We start from the raw sequence: 19,514 nt of genomic DNA on the forward strand, positions 1-19,514 counted from the left end.
CTCATAGCTTTGAAATAACATCAAATTAACTATGCGGTCAAAAAAAATAATTCATATAAGCATACTCCTTCTTTTGTTTATTTATAAAAGCAATGCGCAACAAACTGATAAGGTTTATCTGTCAGGAAAAGATTTTGAGTATCCTGTGCAATGGGATTTTTATTGTACAGGCGGAAAAAATAGTAAAATATGGTCTAAAATAAATGTTCCCTCACAATGGGAACTGGAAGGCTTTGGCGAATATACCTATGGGCGATGGTATAAAGAACTAAACCAAAAAGAACCAAGTAAAGAGGAAGGTTTTTATAAATATGAATTCAATGTTCCTGCACATTATAAAGACAAGGATGTTCTCATTGCATTTGGTGGCGCCATGACGGATACCGAAGTCAAAATAAACGGAAAATTAGCAGGAGCGATTCATCAGGGTGGTTTTTATGAATTTAAATATGATATTTCGTCTTTATTAAAATTTGGTTCTGTTAATATTTTAGAAGTTCATGTCTGGAAACATTCGGCAAATAAGTCCGTAAATGCGGCAGAACGAAGAGCCGATTGGTGGTTGTTTGGCGGTATCTATCGTCCGGTTTGGCTTGAAGTTTCTCCTAAATCACACATTCAGAATATCGCTGTAAATCCCAAAATGGATGGTTCTTTGACGGTTGATCTTCATTTAAAAAACATTCAGAAGAACAGCACTTTAGAAGTTTTATTAAAAGGAACAAAAGGAGAAAATTTTCAAACCTTTACTTTTCCTGTAAAGGCAAAAAATAACACAGAAACCATTGCAGCTCAATGGAAAGATATAAAACCATGGAATCCTGAAAACCCTAATTTATATGATTTAGAATTGACTTTAAAACAAAACGGAACTACAATTCATGAATACCATAAGAGAATTGGGTTTAAAACTTTGGAATTTAAAAAACAAGACGGAATTTATGTTAATGGTACTAAAATTATCATGAAAGGAATTAATCGTCATTCATTTTGGCCTGAAGGCGGACGAAGTACCAGCAAACGAATCAGCAAAATGGATGTTGAATTAATAAAAGACATGAACATGAATGCCGTTCGCGGACATTATCCGCCAGACAATCACTTTTTAGAGGCTTGTGATTCATTGGGGCTTTTTGTTTTGAATGAATTGGCGGGCTGGCAAAACTCCTATGATACTGAAACCGGAACTAAATTAGTGACAGAAATGGTAACTCGTGATGTCAATCATCCTTCAGTAATTATTTGGGACAATGGTAATGAAGGCGGTTGGAATTATGATGTCGATAAAGTTTTTTCCGAAAATGATCCGCAAAAAAGAATTGTGATTCATCCGTGGGCAGATTTTAATGGCTGGGACACGCATCATTATCCAACTTATCTAACGGGAATGCATCGATTTAATGCAGGCGAAAACGTATTTTTTCCTACTGAGTTTATGCACGGAACCTATGATAACGGACACGGAGCGGCTCTCGAAGATTTCTGGAATCGCTATAAACAAAGTCCTTTATTTGCGGGAGGTTTTATGTGGGCGATGCTCGATGAAGCCGTAAAACGATCAGATTGGACGGGCGATGTAAAATTTGATTCTAAAGGTTCGCTTGCAGCAGATGGAATTCTTGGACCTCATCGCGAAAGAGAAGGAAGTTATTATACGGTAAAGGAAGTCTGGGCGCCAATTCAGTTTCTGCCAAAGCAAGTTACAGATGGTTTTGACGGATCATTTTTAATCTCAAATGATTATCTTTTTAGTAATCTGAATTCCTGTAAAATGGAATTCAAAGTGATAAAAGCGGCTAAAAATATTCTTTATACAAATGAAATTGCAAAAGAGATAAGCTCCGGCACAATTGAGATTCCGGATATTGATCCGGGAGAAACACGAAAAATTAAATTTAATATTCCGTCTAATTTTTATGAAGGGGATATTTTGTCTATTTCTGCTTTCGATCAGTTCAATAAAGAAATTTATACCTGGACATGGCCCATTCATAAAGCAAAATTTTATGCTGAAAAATTCTTAACAATTCAGGATACAAAAGCAAAAGCGCTGGTTACAAAAACAGACAATGAAATTATTTTAAAAGGAAATGATGTTTCTGTGACTTTTGATGCATTAACTGGAGAAATTACAACGGTTAAAAATGCGACTTCAATTATTCCGCTAAAAAATGGACCGCGTCCAATTGGGATGAAAGCGAAACTAAAAGACATTCAGATTTCGCAAGAAGGTGACAAAGCCGTTTGTAAAGTCAATTATTCAGGTGGATTATCTGCCATAAAATGGATTATGGAACCAGACGGAAGGTTTAAAATGGAATTACTTGCGCTAAAAAATGCGTCAGGAGGCAGCGGTTTTGACGGTGCTTTTTTTGAAGATAAAATCAATGCTTTCGGAATCACATTCAGTTTTCCTGAAAAGGAAGTTACCGGAATAAAATGGTTTGGAAGAGGCCCCTACCATGTTTGGAAAAATCGAATTAAAGGTACTACTTACGGCTTTTGGGAGAAAGAGTATAACAACACGATAACGGGTGAAAGTTTTGAGAATCTTATTTATCCGGAGTTTAAAGGCTATCATGCCAATTTATTGGGAGCGAATCTAAAAGCAGGAAATTCATCTTTTAAAGTTTTTAGCGAATCTGATAATTTATTCCTTAGACTATTTACACCGGATCTGCCTAAAAATGCTTTCCCGGGAAGTTATCCGCAACCGGACTTTCCGGAGGGAGATATTTCGTTTATGTATGAAATTCCGGCAATGAGAGATTTTAAACCCTTAGAACAACAAGGACCGCAAAGCCAGCCAACTAATATTCGTATCAAAAGTGGTGATGACGGGATTATGATGAATTTATGGTTTGATTTTAGAAACTAGAGGTTTCAGGTTAGCTTTGACAAAGCTTCATAATTGTTTTTACAATTCACATTTTACATTTTCACATTTTCATATTCTACAATTCACAATTCACAACTAATAATTCAATAATGAAATCAATTAAAATACTTCTAACCATTTTATTAGTCTTCGTATTCTTCAGTTTCACATTAAAACAAGAGAATAAACCAACCGTTTTTATAGTGGGTGATTCTACTGTAAAAAATGGCAAAGGCGATGGCACGGGTGGGCTTTGGGGTTGGGGAGATTATATTGGGCAGTTTTTAGATACGACAAAAGTTACGATCGAAAATCACGCTTTAGGCGGAACAAGCAGCAGGACATTTCAGGATAAAGAGTTGTGGAATGTCGTTTTGAATAAACTAAAAAAAGCCGATTATGTCCTGATTCAGTTTGGACATAATGACGACGGACCAATAAATGATAGCCTTCGCGCTCGAGGAACGATTAAAGGAATAGGAAATGAAACTCAGGAAATCGATAATATTCTGACCAAAAAACACGAAACTGTTCATAGTTACGGCTGGTATATTCAGAAAATTATTCGTGAAGCAAAATCAAAAGGAGCAATTGTAATTGTTTGTTCACCAATACCAAGAAACGACTGGAAAGACGGCAAAGTGCCTCGTAACAATCAATCGTACGGATTATGGGCGAAACAAATTGCGGAGAAGGAAAAAGTAAGTTTTATTGATTTAAATAATAAAATGGCACTTGAAATGGAAAAACTGGGCGAGGAAAAAGTGACTGGAACTTATTTCTATAAAAAAGACCATACACATACGTCAGCAAAAGGAGCTGTTCTTTCGGCTTCGGTTATTATCGATCAGTTGAAAGAAAGCACGAACGCTTTAAAAAACTATATTTTAAAGGATCCAAAAATCGTTTTTCCTGCCAGAAAAAAAGTTTTTTTGATTGGCGATTCTACAATGGCAAATAACAATGATGCAAACGCTATAGGCTGGGGAGTTGAATTTCCCGCTTATTGTGATACAACAAGAATTGAAGTACTAAATAAAGCCCGAGGTGGCCGAAGCAGCAGAACTTTTGATCATGAAGGTCTTTGGGATGAAGTTAAAAATCAGTTGCAATCAGGGGATTTTATCCTGATTCAGTTTGGGCATAACGATGCCGGAGCAATTGATAAAGAAAAATTTAGAGGTTCTCTTAAAGGAATTGGTGAGGAAACCCAGGAAGTAACTCTCGCAGACGGCTCAAAAGAAATCGTACATACTTTTGGGTGGTATATGACAAAATTTATCCGTGAAGCTAAAGAAAAAGGTGCAATACCAATTGTTTTAAGCCAAACTCCAAGAAACGAATGGCCAAATGATAAGGTCGAACGCCGAAATGAGACTTATGGAAAATGGTCTAAAGAAATTGCTGATAGAGAAAAAGTCTTATATATCGATCTAAATGAAATTGTAGCCTTAAAATATGAAGCTTTAGGAAAAGAAAAAGTGAAACAGTTTTTCCCAAAAGACCACACACATACGGGTTTAGAAGGCGCAAATCTAAATGCGTTAACAGTTGCAGAAAGTATTAAAAAATTAAAAGACTGCAGTCTTAAAGATTATATTTTATTGTGAGTGGTGGATTGTGAGAAGTTAGAAGAGAGAAAAAAGAGAATAGATGCAAGAGGCAAGAGTAAAGAGTATAGAATATAGAAAATAGATACAAGAAGAAAGAAATTAGATTGTAGAAATAGAAAATATAATTTAAGCAGATAGAAGTACAATTAGAATGATAAGCAAAAACAAATACTCAACACTAAGTCTAACTTCGATTCTCTTGCCTCTTGCTTCTAACATCTTTACTCTATTCTCTATATTCTATACTCTTTTCTATTCCTTCTTCTAACAAAAAACTTTTGCCCATAAAAAAACCTCGTTTAATTGCTTAAACGAGGTTTTATTTTGGATAAACGTATTATTTTTTTGATTCTTCGATAGAAACTTTTCTAAACTCTTTTAAAAGTTTTTCAATTTCTAAAGTAGCTTTACGAGCTCTTGGTCCAGCAGCTTTTACACCTTTTTCTGTTAAAGATTCAGCTTCTGCTCTAAATGTGTCAATTTCGGCGTTGATTTTTACTAATAGATCTTTCATGCTTATAATTATTAAATTAAGCCGCAAAAATAAAAGTTTGATTGATAGTTACAACATATTTGACGTTAAAATTATAACTGTTTTTTGTGCTTCTATTTAACATTAAATTTACCTCACTTTTTTTAGCGCACACCAGTACAATCAACCCATTACTAATCAGTGACTTATTTTCATTTTTATAAAACAGGATGCTTTTGTAAGTCGTAAGAGGGGTATAAAATAATTTAGATTTTCTTTAAAAAAATATCAGAAACCGTTTATAATTTTAACTTTTGAGCTTCAAAACAGCTTAAACAAAATGAGAAATTGCGGAAAAATTACTCAACAAGCTGCTTATTCACGAAAACATTCTTAAAAGTAACATCCTTTATTATGGTTTTATCAATGTTTGTTTTTACAGCTTCTATCTTTAAATTCTCAAAAGTAAAATTCGACAAACGCACATTTGGATCATTCTCTACTCCGTAAAAAGTTTCGCATTTAAGCTCTATATTTTTCAGGGTGACATGATCTCCATAAGACAAAGGAACATCCGGACGGCCCTTTAAATCAAAAAATTGTTTCCAGGCAAAAATAGCCAGACACGTTTTTGCTTCTCCTTTTATATCTTCTACCCTAATGTATTCGTATCGTTGTGGTGTATCCGGCCTCATTTTTAACCATAATAATCTCGAAGCGCCGTCGATTTTACAATTTCTCATAATCACATTTTTATTATGAATAGATTCGCTGCCGTTTGTCAAGGACGAATGGCAGAAACCAAAAGTGCAATCTTCGATAATGATATTCGTATTAGGTCCGTTATTTTTATCCTGGTCTGCATACGGTCCTTTTCCTCCTTTTAAGGCAATCGCATCATCATTGACCGACATATAGCAGCCTTTTACCAAAAAATTAGTGCAGACATCAATATCAATAGCATCTGTACTTGGCGCTTTTACACCTTCGTGCGGTGAAAAAATATAAAGATCCAGTAGTTTTACATTATTACATTTATAGAAATGATTGGTCCAAAAACCGGAATTTATTAGTTTTACGTCCTGAAGCTGAACGTTATTGGAGTTCTGGATAAAAACCAGTCTTGGTCTGGATACTTCCAGATTGGTGCATTTTGGATTTTCTTTACGGCGCTCCCAAAAAGCTTCCCAATATTTTTTACCATTTCCATTTATGGTTCCTTTTCCTGAAATCGAAAAATGATCAACTCCATATGCGTTGACCAATGCGGGAAAATAATCCAGATTCTGTCCTTCCATTCTTGATGGCATTATTGGGAAATCAGCAATATTATCAGACCCTTTTAATACGCCTCCTTCAGAAACATACAAAGCCGTTTTAGGTTTAAAAAATAGTGCGCCACTCAGGAAAACTCCTTTTGGCACTACTATAACTCCTCCTCCGTTTGCTGCGGCTTTATCGATCACTTTCTGAATCGCCACGGTCTGAATTTTGGTACTGTCTTTTCCAACTCCAAAATCTGTTATGGTATATTTTTTTCCAAGATTCTTCAATTGAATTTTAGAATAATCCTTAAACCAATTGGTGATTTCACTACCATCCGGGAATTTATCATTACTGTAATTCTGTGCACATATTGGTTGTGTGAGCGCAATAATGCAAATTATAAATTTGAATATGTTTTTCATTTTGGTTTGGTTAGTGTTCATTATTTTTATTCTAATGCTTTTTGTGCAATCTTTGTCGAGTTTCTAGCGTGATCTTGTTCATCGAGAGGACAAACTTGACGATTATTTTACCTCAACCTTAATTTTTGCCGAAAGCTGTTTGGCTAAAGTGGTGACATAATTAGTAAAATAGACAGAGTCTTTAAAATTTTTATCTGCACTTAATTCCCAGCCGGCAATTGGGTAATAACTAACTTGCTGATTATTTTTTACAGCGAGTTTTATTAAATATGAATCTGTAAGTTGTCCTGTTTTTGGTGCTTCTATATAGCCTTTATATACATTTTTAGGTACAATTACGGCAGTACCCAAAATCCACTGGCGTTCGTAGGTCAGTTTATCATGTTGTATAAAACACACAAAATCTCCGGCATCAATTACCTGCAATGGATTTTTATTATTTAAATTAGAAAGTGTCACTAAAAACATTTCGTTTCCTTTTAAGCCATCTATAGAAACAGTATTTTTATAACCGTACATTCCCGGCCAGATTGAGGATGTTTCCTGCGCCTGATATTTATTTCCTGATGCTTCCCAATTTTGGTAGGTATAACTTAAAACGGAATTTACAGGCCCTTCACTCACAATTTTAAAGGTCGTTTTTTCAATATTATTTAGTGTGTCACTTGCAATGATTCCGAGTCTGTTGATTTTATTATCGACCAATAAGGCAAAACCTCCAAGTCCGGCAGAATTCCCAACAGGAAAAATATCTCTTCCCCAATCGTACATCACATGATAATTATCCTCAACAGCACCTTTACTGTTAATTCCAACATCTTCGGGTGTGATAGCAGGAATCTTTTTTCCGAAAACATCTTTTGAATTTCTTCCGTCTAAATAGTGCCTGAAACCAACTTTATCATTTTCCCAGGTTGGTCCATCGGTTTGGTATTTTTGATACCCCAGTTTTTTATGTACCTGATTTGCCATCAGGATTTCTTGTGTACCAGGATGAACAGGCAGGTTTTTAGCTTCTCTTTTTCCAAATCTCACACTTGTTTTGATTGGGAATTTAGGATCTGGCTGAGACCATTTTAAGGTTATTTTCTTTTCTTCTTTTGGAGAAAAATCCGTTACAAGAAAAAGTTCATCCCATTTTCCGTCTCCATCTAAATCATTGACTTGTGCAGGAATTGTATCGTTTTTGTACACCAAAACAGGATACGTTCCTGAATCTCCACTTAATGAAATTTGGTTTCTTTTGATCGAAATCGCTTTTTGAGGCAACTCTATATTAGAAGTATTTTTTAAAACAATGGTATTTCCTGTTGATTTTTTCTGGGCATTACAGCTTGCAAAAATCAATATTGATAATGCAATGGGCGTGTAAAATTTGATTGTATTTTTCATTATTGTATTTATTTTATATCAAAAAACAATTTAATCATTTAATCTAAATGAAAAACTTCTTTTAACGGATTTGTTATCGGCGAATGATCCGGATTTGTTTCCATAATATCAGCCATATAATTCCACCATTTTTTCACAATAGGATGATTGGGCAAATAAGCCGAATCAAAATCTTTACTCAATTTTTGAACCGCAAACAGTGTTAATGTTTTTTCATCCAGGAAAATAGAATAATCCTGAATTCCGGTATCTGAAAGTAATGCCTGCAATTCCGGCCAAATTTGATCATGCCGCACTTTATATTCCGCTTCAAAACCAGGTTTTAGTTTCATAGTAAAGGCATTTCGAATGGTGTTATTATTTTCCATTTTTCAAATGAATTCATTTATTGTTGTGTTAACACATAACCATCTATGTTTTGTAGGGTCTAAAAAAGACATTTCGCTTTCTTGAATTTCCATAGCTTTGTCCCTTTGCAACTTTGTAACTTTGTAACTTTGTAACTTTGCTCCTATTTTAAACTATTTTAAAAATAAATGCCGAAGCAGTTTCAAATTTCCCACCTTGAGATGCGGTGAATAAATAGGTTGCTTTTCCGTTTTGAAACAACAATTGCGGGCGTTCCACACGACCGTATCTATTGAGATGTTTAGGCGCTTCCGGCTGCTTAATATATTTACTTAAAGGCTGATATGCAATTTGAGGAGCACTCCAGTGTTTTCCATCTTCAGAGTCCATATACAATCCGTAATCGATCCCAAAAACGCCCATATCTCTTGCCAGCATTTTAAATTTCTTGTCTTCATACCATACAAAAGCATCTTCACATTGTTTGTTGTCTCCTAATTTTGAGAAATCAATCACAGGATTGTTTTCATATTTTTCATATGGTCCGTGAAGGGATTTTGATATTGCGAGCCCGTATTTTCTGTTTCCTTTTACAGGAAATTTTGGATGTTCATAATTCTCCGTATCCAATGATTTGTAATACAGCCAATATTCTCCGTTTGGATGTTTTAAAAAAGACGGATTTGTGGTTAAAAGATCGTCCCAAGAGCCTTCTTTTCCGGGAAGCAGCAACGGTTTATCCGGTCTTTCCCAAGGTCCGTAAAGAGAATCTGAAGTCGCTAAACCAATACGTTTTGTATTCATTTTTCCGTTAGAATTTCCCATAAAAAACAAGGCATATTTTCCATCCACAAAATGGATACTCGGATTATGGCAAGTCGTTGCATCCCAATATCCTTCACCTCTCGGAGCCAAAATAGTGCTTACATATTCATAAGGTCCTTCAGGTGAACCGGCTACGGCATGTGCAATTTCAGAACTGTTGATCCAGCCGCTCATTCCTTTTGCTTTTGGCCATCTGGAAAAAAATACGTGTATTTTGCCGTCAGGACCTTCAATTGGACTGTTGCACCAAACATAATAATCTTCAAATTCTAAGGCACGTCCAACTGGCCGAAGTCTTTTTTCGAAATCAGAAAGCTTAGGATCATCCGATAAAGTACCGGCTCCCACCGAAAATGGAAGACACAGCGCCATAACTGCCAGAGAATTTCCGATTATAAATTGCCTTCTATTCATTTTAGTTTTTATTCGAATTAAGATTTATTTGAACATAACTGTGTTTTTTTTACCACAGATTATAGGATTAAAAAAGATTAAAATAAAATTAATCTCGCAAAGGCGCTAAGACGCAAAGTTTAAACACAATATTGTCATCCTGACGGAGGAAGGATCACACTAGAAACTCCGCAAACAAAATCACCAATCTTTGTAGAATTACTTGTGTGATCTCTCGTTCCTCGAGATGACAAAATTGAGGTTAAAAAAATCACAACGCTTCAACTTACTACTTCTCTGTTTTAATTTCCCAATCATCTGTTCTAAAAGGTGAAGCGGGTAAATTTTCGTTATTGAATAAATTAGGTTCCGGAATGGCTTTCCAGGCAAAACGAACGGCTATAGGTTCTTTTACTTTTGCAGAAGAAACTACAATCGTTTTTCCGTCAATTTTGGCATCAGCAGGATAAAAAACCTGATCGTTTCCGGCTATTTCAAATTCTTTTAAAACTTCTCCGTTTTTTTTCAGACCTGATTCTGCAGAATCAAAAAACAATTGTGCTTTTTGTTTTTTAATTTTCATATGATTAAAAATGGGTCCGGAATATACTAATTCATTTTCTCCATAAGTTTTAGCACGTGCAATCAGGGCAAGTCTGTAACCAACGGTTTGTTTGTCAATTGGATGAATATTTTGAGCATCTCCTATGTCTGTCGTTACAACCATCCCGCTGTTTGGGATTGTTTTTAAAGCCATTAATTGTGCTTCTCGTATTTCAGGATTTTGTCCTTTATGAGGTGTTATCTGAACGTAATAAAACGGAAAATCACCTTGCTTCCATTCTTGTCTCCAGCTTTTTACCATAGCGGGAAATAGCGTTCTGTACAAATAGGCTTTTCCGGAATTGCTTTCTCCCTGATACCAAATTGCTCCTTTTATGGTATAATTTACAATTGGGTGCAGCATTGCGTTATACAATACATACGACGTTTTGTTGGGTTCTTTTTTAGGCTTTTTCAATTGCCCTTTTGGCGCATTTTCAGCACTTGCAATTCGTTCGTTTATCAGGCTTAAATAATAGGCTTCGAGTTTTTCCTGATGTAATTTTTCATTTTTTGCATCTTCCTGAAGAATCGGTAAAAAGGTAACCTCATCTTCCAAAACTTGTTGCGCTGTCCAGGCTTCTGCTTTTGTTCCTCCCCATGAAGTTGAGATTAAACCTATTGGCACATTTAATTTTTGATATAAATCTCTTCCAAAGAAATAGGCTACGGCAGAAAACGTCTGAATACTTTGTGGTGTACATACTTTCCAGCTTCCTGTAACATCTTCAAGTGGTGTTGGTGAAGCATTCAACGCAACGGTAAACAATCTGATATTTGGGAAGGAAGCATTTTTTACTTCTTCTTCATAGTTTTTAACGCCTGTTTTCCAGGTCTTATCTTCTCTTCCCACAGGAAAAAACATATTCGACTGACCGGAACAAAGCCAGACTTCGCCAATTAAAATATTTTTTAGTGTGATGGTGTTTGAAGCATCGATGGTAATGTCGTAAGCTTTTTGACTTCCATTTGGAGTATTCACTTCGGTTTTCCAGTTTCCATTGGCATCGGCAATAATTTCAACCGGAAGATTTTCCCATCCTAACCTGATTGTGATTTTTTCGCCAGGAGACGCCCATCCCCATAAATTAACTTTGGCATTTTGCTGTAAAACCATATTATCACCTACTAAAGCGGGTAATTTTACCTGTGCAGATATAGAATGGCAGGCACTTAAAACAAATAAAAATAAGAGAAGTCTTTTGATGTAAATCATTGGAGTTATTTTTAGGTACTAAAACTTTAAATTTAAAATAATTAAACCTTAAAAGCATCCTGTGCTTTCCTGTTTGTTTTTGAATTAAAAATGAAAGAGAAGCCGTCTAAAAAAGACAGCTCCTCTCAAAAAAACAAAAAAAAACTTGGGGGCAATTTTAATTAGTCGTACCCAGGATTTTGATCGTAAAGTCCCGGAACTGCTAATATTTCTGATAACGGAATTGGGTATAATAATGAATTATTCTCAATAGTCCTGATCTTTCCTTCGGTATCTTCTGCGGCTTTCCAGTCATTCATGATGGTCACTGCTTTACCGGACCTGATTAAATCAAACCATCTTGTTCCTTCTGAGAAAAATTCTTTTCTTCTTTCTGTAAACAATTGATCTAAGGTAATATTTGCAGCATTTGCAGCAACTCCTGCTCTTGTTCTTACTTTGTTTACAATGTCATCAACCTCAGCCTGAGAACCGCCTCCACCGTGAAGTGTACATTCGGCCATCATCATCAGGACATCTGTATATCGTGTAACCATAAAGTCTACACCCCAGTCTTCACGACCGTTTCCGTATCTTGCAGGGTCGATATATTTTTTAAAAACAGGTAAAGTATAACTTCCTTTATAAGTACCGGTTGCAACCGTATAACTGGTCGCAATACCGGAAATCTTTCTTTTATCAGTTGCAGCAAACAGATTTAGAAAACCTGTTGAAATTGGTCGTGCTTCCAAAGCTCCCTGTGCTGATAAATTTACTGAAGCAAAATAAGGTTCATACCCTAACTCGACCATAAAATTTCCTCCTACTGCTAGCGGAAGACTTTGTGTATACGGAATCGTTAATACATTTTCTTTATTAGTAAGTCCTTCTACTTTAAAAATAGCATCGTAATCTGTACCCAAAGCATATAATCCGCTGGTTTTAATGTCATTTAATTGTTGGTATGCTTTGTCCCATTCATTCAGTCCAAGTGTTGCACCGTCAATTCCGTATGTTGGGCTTGAACGTGTCATGTAAACAAGGCCTAATAATGCTTTTGCTCCGTATTTAGTAACTCTGCCGTAATTTGCAGCATCGTATGTTGGAAGAAGGTCCGGAATCGCCAATTCCAGGTCTGAAATGATTAATTTGTAAACATCGATAACGGGAGTTCTTTTTATTTTGGCAGCTTCAGGAGCTGTCATTGTTTTATCGATTAAAGGAACTCTTCCAAACCATCTTACCAGATCAAAATAACAAAATGCTCTTAGAAAACGGGCTTCTGCAACCATCGCGGCTTTATCAGCAGGACTGGTAAAAATCTGATCCCCTTTTTCGGCTATTTTTTCTAGTAACTGGTTTGCTTTATTAATGGCATTATAGTTACTGGTATAAGCTTCTTTTATATAAGTATTAGAACTTATAGAAGTGTAAAAACTATTGATTCCTTCCCAATCTCTTGACGCTTGTGTAGTTGCCATCAAATTGTCTGACCTGGTTTCGCTTAAATTCAAAACCCTGTTTGCATATCCATAAGTTCCTGCTCCGTGAAAAGCAACAGAATAAGTAGCATTTCTTGCCTGAATAAAATCTCCGGGCGTAGCATAAAAATTCTCAATCGTTCCCTGAGATAACGGCAACTGAGTCAATTCGTCCTCACAAGAGGTAAGAGCGAATAGTACTGCTAGTAAATAAATATATTTTTTCATTTTATTTTAATTAAAATTAATGTTAAGTCCTATCACTAAAGATTTTGCCAAAGGTGCTCCTCCATAATCTACCGGTACTGAAAAATCACTGTTAGAACTTGCTGATGTATTTACAGCTTCCGGGTTAAAACCAACTTTATATTTGTTCCAGTAGAACCAGTTTTCGCCTGTTACATATAATCTCATATTATCGATTCTGCTTAATCCTTTAATGGCTTCTTTTAAGTTATATCCTATTGAGATACTTCTAATGCTGACATAATCTGATTTATACAACCAGTCTGAATTTGCCTGATATCCAAAAGATGTTCTCCAGTTTCCTCTTACTGCAGGATCTACATTTAATGAATTTTCTACAGATCCCATTCCGGTACGGTCAATGGCTCTTCCTGTTAATCCGTATACTGTTCCGCCGTTTTGTCCCTGAACCAACACATTCAGATCAAGGGCTTTATATTTAAAACTATTGGTGATTCCCCACGTATATTTAGGTGTTGGATTTCCTAAATCCACACGGTCGTCAGAGTTGATTTTTTTATCTCCGTTCTGGTCAATATATCTCGGATCTCCTAATACAAGTTTATTTCCTCCAATTGTTGTTCCTCCTTTATCAATATCAGCCTGGGTAACGACACCATTTTGTTGTAAACCAAAGATGGTATACATTGGCTTTCCTACTTCTAATTTTATAAAAGGCACGCCACCGTCGTATGCATTACTTATTTCAATTTTAGACTGATCAGGACCTAAAGCCAGAACTTTGTTTTCGTTGTGGCTGATATTTGCAGATGTTCTCCATTCAAAACTTGGCGTTTTAATATTCAGGGAGTTCACCTCAAATTCAATTCCCTGATTTTGCACTTCTCCAACATTGGTAAGATAGCTTTGAAATCCTGTTGCAGCAACAATAGGAACTCTTAACAGTAATTCGCTATTGTTTTTTCTATAGACCTCTACAGTTCCTGAAATTCTGTTTTTCAGAATTCCAAAATCCAAACCTAAATCTACACTTCGTGATTCTTCCCAGTGCAATGAAGGATTTGGTATTGACGCAGCTCCCTGTCCTATTGCAGCTGCACCGCCAATAGAGTAATTGTATGTTGCCAGAGTTGCATAAGAGGCATAACTGCCAATGTTATTACTACCGTTAATTCCTGTACTGGCACGTAGTTTTAAATCACTAAGCCAGTCTACATTTTTCATGAATTCTTCTTGTTTTATTCTCCATCCTAATGATAATGAAGGGAAAACACCCCATTGTCTGTCAGTTCCAAATTTTGAAGAACCATCGCGTCTGATACTGGCAGATATCAAATATCTTTCTTTGTAATTGTATTGTAATCTGGCAAAATAAGAAAGTAAGGTGCTTTTTTCAGCATTGGTAGAACCAAGTGATCCCGTTGGGAGTGTTTCTACAGTTGAACTGTTGTAAAGCGCCCCGGATGACAACGTAGATTTCATAATTTCGTAAGAACTGAAGGATTGTCCTAAAAGCAGATTAATATTATGATTTCCAATAGATTTATCATAATTAAGTGTGTTTTCATTTACCAAATTCTGTCTTCTATAGGTATTATAAGCCCCTCTAATACTTGCCTGAACATCATTTGGCGTATAACTTTCATTCGTATTATCTGAGTTATCAAAATTAATGGTACTTTTAAAAGTAAAATCTTTTGCAAATTGATAACTCGCATAAGTAGAAATCAAAGTCCTGTACATCGAATTTTTCCCTGTTCTGGCCAATGCATTCAGCATATTTGTTGTGCTGCTTCCCCAGGCATATCTTGTTGTATATTTTTCTCCGGCAGCATTCGAAGCACTTTCAAAAACCGGTGTTGCCGTAAGTGCTTTAAACAAAGTATTATCTTTTCCTTCTACTCCGGGATCATTTTTTATAGAATAAGAAGGTGCGATATTAATCCCCATTTTAAAACTTTCTGACAATTTAACGTCAACATTTGCTCTCGCAGAAAACAAAGTATAATCAGTACCAATAATATATCCTGTATTTTTTTGATAATTGGCAGATACATAGTAATTCACAACATCAGTCGCTCCTGATGCAGACAATTGATAGTTACTAAACTCTCCTGTACGGAAAACTTTATCCTGCCAGTCGATATAATCTAATCCCGGATGTCCCGGAATATCCCATCTTTCATCATACAAATACGTATAATATCTGGTGTTGGCTGTGTTAAGGGGTGCAGTTGGATTTTTTGCATTATAAGCTGCAATTCTTTCTGCATTGTTCTGAGTTGCAGATGCTCCTGCAATACCTGAACCTACCCATTGTGCATCAATCATGGTTTTAGCCCTGTCAATCCATCCCTGAGAAGAAAGCATATCGACCCTGTTGGCCTCTTTATTAACTCCGCCATAGGTATTGAAAGTGAATTTTGGTTTTCCTTTTTTCCCTTTCTTGGTTGTAATTAAAACCACTCCGTTTGACGCCCTTGATCCATAAATAGAAGCTGCAGCCGCATCTTTTAATACTTCTATAGAAGCCACATCATTAGGGTTCATATTATCTAGCGGACTTCCGTTTGAAAAAGCACCATTGCTGTTCGATCCTTCAGTATAAATAGGAAACCCGTCTATAACATACAAAGGCTCATTTCCTGCAGTAATAGAACCCGCTCCTCTAATTTCTATACTAAAAGGCTGCCCCGGTAATCCTGTAGTTTGTTTGACACGAACTCCTGCTACCTGCCCAATTAATCCCTGATCAATTCTTGAAATAGGTCTTTCGGTAAAATTTTCTGTCTTGATTCCGGATATTGCTCCTGTGGTTAGTTTTTTCTTTTGGGTTCCGTAACCAATCACCACGACCTCGTTTAAGTTCGCGCTCTCTGCATCTAAGGAAACCGAATAGGTATTTGCGGTACCTATTTTTACTTCTTTCTTTATAAATCCCACAAACGAAAAAACTAATGTTTCTCCTTCAGAAGCTTTAAGACTAAATTTTCCGTCAAAATCAGTACTCGCTCCACGATTGGTTCCTTTAACAATTACGTTAACTCCCGGGATCGAGAGTTTAGCCGGATCAGTAACTGTTCCTGTAACCGTTTTTTCTTGCGCATAACCTGATGCATGCAGTAATGCAAAAAAGGCCATAATCAGCAAAAGATTAAGTTTGTTTTTCATAAAAGTTAAATTTTGGTTAGTTTAATAGTAATTCCAAATTTATCCAGAAGTACTATTCGCAGTATCCTGTAGTATCCTGCTAGATTTCAATGTTTTATGAAATTTTTTATGTTTATTTTAACAAAAAACACACACAACTGCCTGATTTACAAACCTTAATTAATTGAGAAATTAATAAATATGATATCAAAAATTTTATTAAAATATTTTTTAGCATTTAATATTTATTTATATAAAAAAATACGAATTACCAAACAAGTAAAGGATTTTAGTAAATATTTCATTTTTAATAACATTTATTAAAAACAGGATGCTACAGGATAGCATTTTAATGTACTACTCCTACTTTTACTTTATTACAAAAGAATAAAAATGACACTTGCTAAATTTTTAACGCTGTGAAGCTTTAATTTTAGCAACCTCTAAAACCTTTGAATAGATAATGAAAATAACCAGATCAAACCTCTTTATTATTGTATTCTTTTGCTGTGCTTTTAGTTCTTTTGCTCAGGAAACAACACTTTCTCCCTGGCCAAAATCTACTAATATAAACCAGCCCTGGACACGCTGGTGGTGGATGGGAAGTGCTGTAGACAAACCTAATCTCAAAAAAAGCCTCATCGATTTTCATAAAGCAGGAATTGGAGGCGTAGAAATAACTCCGATTTATGGCGTAAAAGGAGAAGAAAATAATTTTATAGAATATCTGTCTCCAAAATGGATGGAAATGTTAGATTATACAATACATATTGCTGACAGCCTAAACATGAAGGTAGACATGGTTTTAGGAACCGGATGGCCTTACGGTGGCTCGCAGGTTACTTTGCCATATGCTGCAACAAAACTAATAGTAGAAAAATATCCGCTTAAAAAAAATGAAACCTTCAATAGAAATATTGTTCCCGACAGCAGTAAAGAAAAAACACCTGCAGATTTATTATATGTTGTAGCATACGGAAATGATGGCGGTTATATAAATTTAACAAGTGAGTTAAAAAAAAATAAAGTAAAAACACAAGACAAAGGAATTGAAGGAAATCATGTTGGATTACCCAATCTGTCTGAACCCAATAAACTAAACTGGAAAGCCCGTAAAACAGATTATACAATCTATGCCGTGTTTAGCGGGAAAACCGGACAGCAGGTAAAAAGAGCCGCCCCGGGAGGAAAAGGATATACATTAGATCATTATTCTGAAGAAGCCCTAAATGCATATTTGGTTCCGTTTAACGCAGCTTTTAAAGGTAGTGAAGGAAAGATTCGTGCCATTTTTAATGATAGTTTTGAAGTTTACGGAACGGATTTTACACCTGACTTTTTTGAAGAATTCAAAACCAGAAGAGGATATGATCTAAAAAAAGAATTACCTCTTTTATTAAATGAAACCGATACTGAAACAAGCAATAGAATCAGAAGCGATTATCGCGAAACTATTGCCGATTTATTATTGAACAAGTTTGATCAATCATGGACAAAATGGGCGCATTCTAAAAACTTTAAAACCAAACTTCAGGCACACGGATCACCGGGAAACCTTATCGATTTATATGCATCTGCCGATATCCCTGAATGCGAAACTTTTGGTTCGATGCCATTTGATATTCCGGGTTTCAGACGTGAAAAAGAAGACATTCGTGAAGGAGATGCGGATCCGGTTATGCTGAAATTTTCCTCATCTGCGGCTCATATATCAGGTAAAAACCTCGTTTCTTCTGAAACTTTTACCTGGCTCAGAGAACATTTTAAAACAGCTTTATCACAATGTAAACCTGAAGCCGAAGACTTAATGCTAAACGGCGTTAATCATATTTTTCTTCATGGTTCTACTTATTCTCCAACCCGCGCAGCTTGGCCGGGATGGCAATTTTATGCCGCAGTAAATTTTAATAGCAACAATAGCATTTGGGAAGATGCGCCTGCCCTGTTTTCATATATCGCCAACTGCCAGTCGCTATTGCAGCAAGGAAAATCTGATAATGAAATTCTGTTATATTGGCCCATTTATGATGTTTGGGACCAATACCTGAAAGGGAGTTTATTTGTACAATTCAAAATTCACTCTTTATCTGAATGGCTTTATGGAACATCCTTTTATGATACCACCAGAAGTTTAATGAAGAAAGGATATGGAGTCGATTTTATCTCTGATAATTTTATAGCCGAAGCTAAAGTTGTAAACGGAAATATTGTGTTGCCTGGCGGAACTTTTAAATCTTTAATTATTCCGGACTGCAAAAAAATGCCACTTGCCACTTTGCAAAAATTAATCGAATTAAAAAAAGAAGGTGCTGTTATACTCTTTGAAGGCTTACCGGAATCTGTTCCGGGTTTTAATGATTATAAAAAACAAGAACAAAAACTTCAATCAGCCTTATCTCAAAATAAAGAGAGCATAAAACCAACTTCTGATGTTTTTAAGGCTTTAGAGAATGCTCAGATTTTTCCGGAAAGTCTTGTGAAAACTGGATTAAAATTTACAAGAAGGAATATTGATGGCGAGAAAATATATTATCTGGTCAATCATACACCCAAAACAATTGATGCATTTATCCCGCTTCAGGTTGGTAACAAGGAAGTTGTTATTTTCGACCCTTTAACCAGGGCATATGGCAATGCTGTCGTTACTAAAAATAGTCTTACAACATCTGTCAAGCTAAAAATAGAACCCGGACAATCTTATTTTTTAAAGACAGAAAATAAAGCATCACAAAAAAAATGGAATTATTATGAACCTGTTGATAATCCTGTTTCCTTAACTGGAAAATGGAATATTACTTTTGATAAAGGCGGACCAAAATTACCCGAAAACGCCACTGTTTCCAGTTTAGGATCATGGACAAAATTAAGTCCTGAAGCAGAAGCTTTTTCAGGAACTGCAACTTATACTTTAAATTTTGACAACCCAAATTCAAAAATAGACCATTGGGTTTTAAATCTGGGTGATGTTCGGGAAAGTGCAAAAGTATGGCTCAATGATCAATTTATTGGCACAGCATGGTCTGTACCTTATACACTGCAAATTGAAAAACTAAAGCCCGGAACAAATAATATTAAAATTCAGGTTACCAATTTATCTGCCAATAGAATTAGGGATAAAGAGTTGAAAGGAGAAGAATGGAAGATTTTCTACGAAATAAATATGGTTGATAAGGATTATAAAAAATTCGATGCCACAAAATGGAATCCTGCTCCTTCAGGATTGTTAGGCCCTGTTACTCTTACACCTTTAAAAAAACAAAACTAATTAT

11 protein-coding genes are annotated in these 19,514 nt (G+C 35.6%); 3 read left to right on the forward strand and 8 right to left on the reverse strand.

Annotated elements, in window-relative coordinates; translation table 11 throughout:
* Positions 1–31 precede the first annotated feature (31 nt).
* Positions 32–2,878 (forward strand): glycoside hydrolase family 2 protein, encoded by a 2,847-nt coding sequence (locus tag RC62_RS11625; protein ID WP_055095389.1) that lies wholly within the window; start codon positions 32–34, stop codon positions 2,876–2,878.
* A 110-nt stretch (positions 2,879–2,988) separates the two neighbouring features.
* Complete coding sequence (locus tag RC62_RS11630; RefSeq protein WP_055095390.1) at positions 2,989–4,488, forward strand: rhamnogalacturonan acetylesterase; 1,500 nt, start codon at positions 2,989–2,991, stop codon at positions 4,486–4,488.
* A 340-nt stretch (positions 4,489–4,828) separates the two neighbouring features.
* Here the strand turns inward: RC62_RS11630 and RC62_RS11635 are convergent, their stop codons facing one another.
* The 8 genes from RC62_RS11635 to RC62_RS11670 form a co-directional block, all read right to left on the reverse strand.
* Positions 4,829–5,005 (reverse strand): histone H1, encoded by a 177-nt coding sequence (locus tag RC62_RS11635; protein WP_055095391.1) that lies wholly within the window; start codon positions 5,003–5,005, stop codon positions 4,829–4,831.
* A 317-nt stretch (positions 5,006–5,322) separates the two neighbouring features.
* Positions 5,323–6,651, reverse strand: coding sequence for a glycoside hydrolase family 28 protein (locus RC62_RS11640; RefSeq protein WP_055095427.1), 1,329 nt, complete (start codon positions 6,649–6,651; stop codon positions 5,323–5,325).
* Positions 6,652–6,753: 102 nt separating this feature from the next.
* Positions 6,754–8,043, reverse strand: coding sequence for a DUF4861 domain-containing protein (locus RC62_RS11645; RefSeq protein WP_055095392.1), 1,290 nt, complete (start codon positions 8,041–8,043; stop codon positions 6,754–6,756).
* Positions 8,044–8,081: 38 nt separating this feature from the next.
* A complete protein-coding gene (gene rhaM, locus RC62_RS11650) occupies positions 8,082–8,411 on the reverse strand; it encodes an L-rhamnose mutarotase (RefSeq protein ID WP_055095393.1) in 330 nt (109 codons plus the stop codon).
* Positions 8,412–8,559: 148 nt separating this feature from the next.
* The gene (locus RC62_RS11655) at positions 8,560–9,630 is read right to left on the reverse strand and encodes a glycoside hydrolase family protein (protein ID WP_055095394.1); all 1,071 of its coding nucleotides are present in this window, start codon (positions 9,628–9,630) and stop codon (positions 8,560–8,562) included.
* Between the two features lie 268 nt (positions 9,631–9,898).
* The gene (locus RC62_RS11660; RefSeq protein WP_055095395.1) at positions 9,899–11,428 is read right to left on the reverse strand and encodes a sialate O-acetylesterase; all 1,530 of its coding nucleotides are present in this window, start codon (positions 11,426–11,428) and stop codon (positions 9,899–9,901) included.
* A gap of 161 nt (positions 11,429–11,589) precedes the next feature.
* Positions 11,590–13,116 carry a RagB/SusD family nutrient uptake outer membrane protein gene (locus RC62_RS11665; RefSeq protein ID WP_055095396.1) on the reverse strand — a complete coding sequence of 509 codons (1,527 nt, stop codon included), beginning with the start codon at positions 13,114–13,116 and terminating at the stop codon, positions 11,590–11,592.
* A 6-nt stretch (positions 13,117–13,122) separates the two neighbouring features.
* Positions 13,123–16,266, reverse strand: a complete 3,144-nt coding sequence (locus tag RC62_RS11670; protein WP_055095397.1) for a SusC/RagA family TonB-linked outer membrane protein — start codon at positions 16,264–16,266, stop codon at positions 13,123–13,125.
* A 442-nt stretch (positions 16,267–16,708) separates the two neighbouring features.
* On the opposite strand from RC62_RS11670, the gene RC62_RS11675 reads away from it, so the two are divergent.
* A complete protein-coding gene (locus tag RC62_RS11675) occupies positions 16,709–19,510 on the forward strand; it encodes a glycosyl hydrolase (protein WP_055095398.1) in 2,802 nt (933 codons plus the stop codon).
* Positions 19,511–19,514 lie beyond the last annotated feature (4 nt).

The sequence above is a fragment of the Flavobacterium aquidurense genome, from assembly GCF_001404985.1.
In the GTDB taxonomy this organism is placed as follows: Bacteria; Bacteroidota; Bacteroidia; order Flavobacteriales; family Flavobacteriaceae; genus Flavobacterium; species Flavobacterium aquidurense_B.